This window comes from Ureibacillus terrenus (genome assembly GCF_006569205.1).
Taxonomy (GTDB): domain Bacteria; phylum Bacillota; class Bacilli; order Bacillales_A; family Planococcaceae; genus Ureibacillus; species Ureibacillus terrenus.
Window position 1 is genome coordinate 1 of record NZ_VIGD01000036.1, and the last position, 5,171, is coordinate 5,171.

The following is a 5,171-nucleotide window of genomic DNA, read 5'->3' on the forward strand; positions in this document are numbered from 1 at the left end:
TGGATTGAATGACGCATATTGGTCTGAGTGGACCACGACTTGCTGGGGATGGAGTTGGATCAGATTTGGACTCTAATTTTACAGGCACGATATTGAGTTTTTCCGTTGTCAAAAAAAGAACACCTCCTCTGTAATTGTTACTTTCATCTTACAGGGAGGTGTCATTGATTTATAGGCGTTGTTTGATTTCGGGCTTACGTTATAAGTGCTAGTTTGGAGCCTTATATTGAAATAAATTATGTCGTAAAATAAAATGGTAGTGTCAAAAGTTCTATGAGAACATGATGGAATTTCAATATAGGAGACTAATTCGGAAGGAGAGATAAGAACCGCCACCGCTCTTGACACTCTCCCAAAAAAGGATATGTTGAACATGTCAAGGGTGACGGGAACAAAACGAAGGCATGACAAAGAACTCTTTTCATGACCAATTTTACCATTTTATGTTTTTTGGGGGATAGAAATATAATGAAAACAGACATCGGCGAATATATAGTAGGTGGATATTTAAAAGTCATCAAACAGTGTGATTTTGTAGATTATAATGTACGGATGCCGGGCGGTGGACTAAAAGGATTAAGTGAACTTGATGTTGTTGGGTTAGATTTTAAAACAAAAACTGCATATTTATGTGAAGTGACGACTCATATACGCGGTCTTCTTTATGGCAATAATCAAATGACGGTCCAAAAAATTAAGCAAAAACATGAAGTGCAAAAGGAATATGCGGAACTATTATTAAGCGAATTTCCGAACCGTGTTTATATGTTCTGGTCGCCGTATGTACCAGAAGGATATGTGACTACAGAGTTACGGAAAATCGATACGCTTCAACTGGTTATTAATAAAGATTACACACGATGTATTGAAGAAATGAGAAAGTATGCCGCCGAAAATACAAATGACCTGGGAAACCCATTTTTAAGAGTGTTGCAAATTCTTGAGCATTTAAGATAAAGAGCGGTTCTACGGAAGTATTATCCTTGTGTTTTATGCATTCGTATGGATATTCTGGAACACGTTCTTAATGATAGAAGCCGTATTGGCTTCTTTTTTATTTCATTTGACAATATTCGACACCATGCTTTTACAAAAATTGATAGAATCAGATTGACTAAGTCTTTCTGTCTATGACAAAGGGAGGGGAAAGCTATGACAACGATTTGCAAAGCGGATTACTATTACGGGGCGTTGCTTTCTGCGTTGGTCAACGAGGGACTTGCACCGGCTTTGTTTGAAAAAGAAAACGATAACCGGCAAATATACGAAGTCACGATGAATAAAGCGAGTTATATCATTTATACGAAGTACCATACCACTCCATCAGGTTCCAAGGATTTCACTTGGTCTTTTTCGTTTAGCGACAATGAGATCGAGGAAATTACTAAGATTCATCAGGAAAACAACAAAGAAAAAGAATTTATCTTTGCCTTCATTTGCGGGCAAAAGCAATTAAGCGACTACAACCAAGTCATTGCCATCGTCTACTGGGACGAATTTCTCGAATGCGTGGATATCGAAAAAGAACAGATTCGTGGAACGGCGCGGCTGTCCGTGAAAGCGGTCAAAAGTTCCCCTTGGCTTCGCATTTACGGCAGCAAGCGTGCCGATATGCTAGACGGAAAAGACAATACGATAAGAATTGAAAGAAGTCGATTGAGCAGTTTGTAACAATAACATTTGGGGGCGGGGAGGGGAATTGTGAATATGGGTCTTTTCTATACATTGTTTCTTTTGCTCTTGCTTGTTTTGCTGGCAAGATGGATCAAGTCAAAAGAAGCGGAATGGATCGGATCGTATGGAGAATATAAAGTCCGTAAAGCAATTAAAAAGATAGAATCAACATTATCTGGAAAATACAATGCTTTCCATAACCTGTATATTCCAAAACAAGACGGTTCAACTTCGCAAATTGATCATATTATCCTTTCCGATCAAGGACTGTTTGTCATCGAAACGAAAAATTACAGCAGCTGGATTTTCGGAGATGAAACGTCAAAATATTGGACGCAAGTCATTTATAAACGAAAAGAAAAATTTCTTAATCCTATTTTGCAGAACAAAGGGCATATCAAGGCGTTAAGAGGCTGGCTTGGGGAGGAGTTTGCGCATATTCCGATTCACTCGGTTGTCGTGTTTTTGCCGCGGGCAAAGTTTAAATCAAATGCTCATTTTGCCCATGCTTATGTGGTTTATCCGAAACAATTGAAACAAGTGCTCGAGCAACACCAAACAAAAGTGATCGATAGGGAAACAAAGCAACGTTTAGCTCAAAAATTAGAAACAGTGCTTGTCAAAGATAAGACACAAGAAAAAGAAATGAAAAAGAGGCACATCCAAGCGGTTCGAACGAAGCAAAAGCAGACGGAACAACATATACAGCAAAACCGTTGTCCAAAATGTGGCGGTGTTCTAATCGTTCGGAAAGGGAAATACGGAACATTTAAAGGTTGCAATAATTATCCGAAATGCAAGTTTACGAAGTCGATTGGCTGAACTTGCAACATGGCGATCGGGTAGCAACTATAGATAGGGGAAGGAGGAAAATGATGTTTTCTATTCACGAGGAATTGGAACGCCTATCGCAAAAGTATCGATTTTTTGCTTCAAAAGAAGCTTTTAAACAGTCATTAAAATTTCAGCTTCAAGAAAAGTTCCGCGTCGAGGAGAACAAACGCTTTCATGATTATCTGATCGATTTGTGGGTGGAAGAACCGGAAAGTGGGCGCCAATACGCGATTTGTTTAATGAACAAGCTCGCTCGGGTCACGATAAAGCAAAACGGGCAAACGATTGAATTGAAGCACCACGGTGCTCAGGATCAGGGTCGTTATGATTTTTTGGCGCAAGTGGAAAAGTTAGAACGAATAACGATGGGGAGAAGGAATGTATACGGGATCGTTGTGTTGCTAACGAATGACCATTTGTATTGGACCGAGCCGATGCGACCAAATACGGTGGACTGCGAGTTTCGCATTCATGAAAACCGGATCATCACCGGGGAGTTAAAATGGCAGGAACGTGCATCAGCAGGGACGAAAGAAAACCGTGATGCGCCGATCTTTATTAAAGGGAGATATCAATTGAAATGGCATCATTATTCCACCATCAACCAAGACAAACATGGCGAGTTCCAATATGTAGCTGTTCATGTTGGGGACGTATATAGTTGAGAGAAATAGTTTTAGTGTCTGTTGTCACCTCTTGAAGAAAAGCTGTGTCAGGAACGAAAACGTCTTGGGCAAGACTTGATTAACCCGGATTTATCTGTTGTGATGAAGAAGTGTTATGAGAAGCAATTAAAAAATTAGAGTGCGACAGGAGAAGCTTCGTTGCACGCGGATCCTGTCACTTGTCGCATGTATGGGCACAGACAGGGGAGAGAAAGTTTGTTAGCTGAAATACATGGAAAAATATCATCGAAAGGTTCGAATTTAAGCGAGCGGCTTGAAGATCAGCTGACAGCGAACGTATTTGGTACGTCGCGTTATCTCCCTTTTCACAAAGGGATTAAGCCGATTTTAAGCAAGGCTGTATTTTTTTCTCAAACCGCTCAAACGGTGTTCATAAATGGTTTGGAGATGCAAAAAGACGAGTTTATAGGGGATAAGGTTAAGTTTTGGGTCAAGGGAGAAAGAAGTGAAATCGATGTTTTACTTGAATTTGATCATTTGATCATAGGAATCGAAGTGAAATACCATAGTCCTTTATCATCAGACGATCATTGGAGCGAGAAGCGAGTGATTTACTAAAGGGTAAAGGACAGACGCCAAAGTTTTTGCTCTTATTAGGAACGGAACCAGAAGTGAATATGATTGCTAAAAAGGTGATGGAAGACAGAAAACTGCCAAGCGGTGTTCATTTCGGATATTTATCGTGGCAAGAAGTGTTCCATCAATTGGTGTACGTGCAAAAAAATGAAACATTCAATCATGTTTGTATAATTGGATTGGCTATGGAAATGTCAATGCCCCGATTTGGTTTTTTGGAGTTGAAGAAGGAGGGGCAAAAATATGGAGACACCGTACGAAAACGCTTGAACAAAGTTTAGAGATTCGCTCAAAGTTTCATCTTCAAATGGATTTTCGGCATGTTTGGGAAGATTTGTACAATATACCATTATCATCATGGACAGGCCCTAATGTTTGGCGCTATATAGCAGCTTTTATTTTGGAATTCGAAGGAAGGGATGCAACGGTTGAAAATATTAACGATTATTTGGACATGATCAAGGAGTTTAGAGATGCAGAACCGAAAAATGTGGTTGGTGCATTAAGATGGTAATCAATTGCAGGGAGTGGATAAGCGTGAAATTTGATCCCAATCAGCATCTTCATTTAGGATATTATGAGAACAATGTTGACTTAGAAGCAGTCGCATATAAAATTCAGAATGAAAATAAATGGGTAGTTTTTTTAGATAATGAACAAGATACTACATTAGTTAAAAAAATATTAGATAAGTATGATTTCCATGAAAAATATGGTTACAAGATTTTTACTGTTGATGCAGATGATTTATCTTATGAAGTCGGAAGTAAGCTATTTGAAGAATGGTTAAAAGCAAATAATATAATATAAAATATAAGAAATAAGGAACGAATTTGCTAACGTAACTTCAATCCATGCCCCAAGTGATGAAAAACACTTGGGGCATTTTTCAATTCTAATCGTATAGTCTCTTCCCAAAAAGGACACAGAACTTCTACCCCGAGTTCGACAGTTTGAAGCTCACTTTAGGCAAGCACAATTTAGAAATTGTTTTCAACAAAAAACAAACGTTTTATTTTTATTATAAATAGAAGCCCCTTTCGAGATGATGTATAAAATTTTGTGTAAAGCATTTTACTAGATCAAAAGAAAAAAGGTAGGGTATTCTCTGATTTGGACCAACACATTCCAGAGAAAGAAGTACCCTACCTTTGTCTAAAAGAAGTATACCGAATGTCGACTGGGCAAATCAACTGGAAAATGCCATTCGTCAGTTTGTAAAGGAAAAATTAGAACTGATCATGCGGGAAGAAATTAAAAATTTCCTCGAAATTGAACAGGCCGGAACATCAAATATGAGAAACGGCTACTATCAACGAAATCTAGATACGCAATATGGCCGGATTGAAGGTCTTTTGGTCCCTAGAGACCGAAACGGAGAATTTCAAACCCAATTGTTCG

9 protein-coding genes are annotated in these 5,171 nt (G+C 38.7%); all 9 read left to right on the forward strand.

Going from position 1 to position 5,171, the window contains the following annotated elements; translation table 11 throughout:
- The first annotated feature begins 468 nt into the window (after window positions 1-468).
- Window positions 469-957, forward strand: a complete 489-nt coding sequence (locus FKZ59_RS13940; protein ID WP_141603353.1) for a hypothetical protein — start codon at window positions 469-471, stop codon at window positions 955-957.
- Between the two features lie 195 nt (window positions 958-1,152).
- The gene (locus tag FKZ59_RS13945; RefSeq protein ID WP_141603354.1) at window positions 1,153-1,671 is read left to right on the forward strand and encodes a hypothetical protein; all 519 of its coding nucleotides are present in this window, start codon (window positions 1,153-1,155) and stop codon (window positions 1,669-1,671) included.
- Between the two features lie 36 nt (window positions 1,672-1,707).
- Entirely contained in the window at window positions 1,708-2,496 is a 789-nt protein-coding gene (locus tag FKZ59_RS13950) for an NERD domain-containing protein (RefSeq protein ID WP_141603355.1), read from the forward strand.
- A 53-nt stretch (window positions 2,497-2,549) separates the two neighbouring features.
- The gene (locus FKZ59_RS13955) at window positions 2,550-3,173 is read left to right on the forward strand and encodes a hypothetical protein (RefSeq protein ID WP_141603356.1); all 624 of its coding nucleotides are present in this window, start codon (window positions 2,550-2,552) and stop codon (window positions 3,171-3,173) included.
- A gap of 216 nt (window positions 3,174-3,389) precedes the next feature.
- Window positions 3,390-3,752, forward strand: coding sequence for a hypothetical protein (locus FKZ59_RS13960; protein WP_246045911.1), 363 nt, complete (start codon window positions 3,390-3,392; stop codon window positions 3,750-3,752).
- Between the two features lie 59 nt (window positions 3,753-3,811).
- The gene (locus FKZ59_RS15025; protein WP_246045912.1) at window positions 3,812-4,051 is read left to right on the forward strand and encodes a hypothetical protein; all 240 of its coding nucleotides are present in this window, start codon (window positions 3,812-3,814) and stop codon (window positions 4,049-4,051) included.
- Window positions 4,052-4,077: 26 nt separating this feature from the next.
- Entirely contained in the window at window positions 4,078-4,284 is a 207-nt protein-coding gene (locus FKZ59_RS15030) for a hypothetical protein (protein ID WP_246045913.1), read from the forward strand.
- A gap of 23 nt (window positions 4,285-4,307) precedes the next feature.
- Complete coding sequence (locus tag FKZ59_RS13970; RefSeq protein WP_033026638.1) at window positions 4,308-4,580, forward strand: DUF3986 family protein; 273 nt, start codon at window positions 4,308-4,310, stop codon at window positions 4,578-4,580.
- 341 nt (window positions 4,581-4,921) lie between these two features.
- Window positions 4,922-5,171 (forward strand): transposase (locus tag FKZ59_RS13975; protein ID WP_181733310.1); only part of this gene is annotated, 250 nt, incomplete at its 3' end.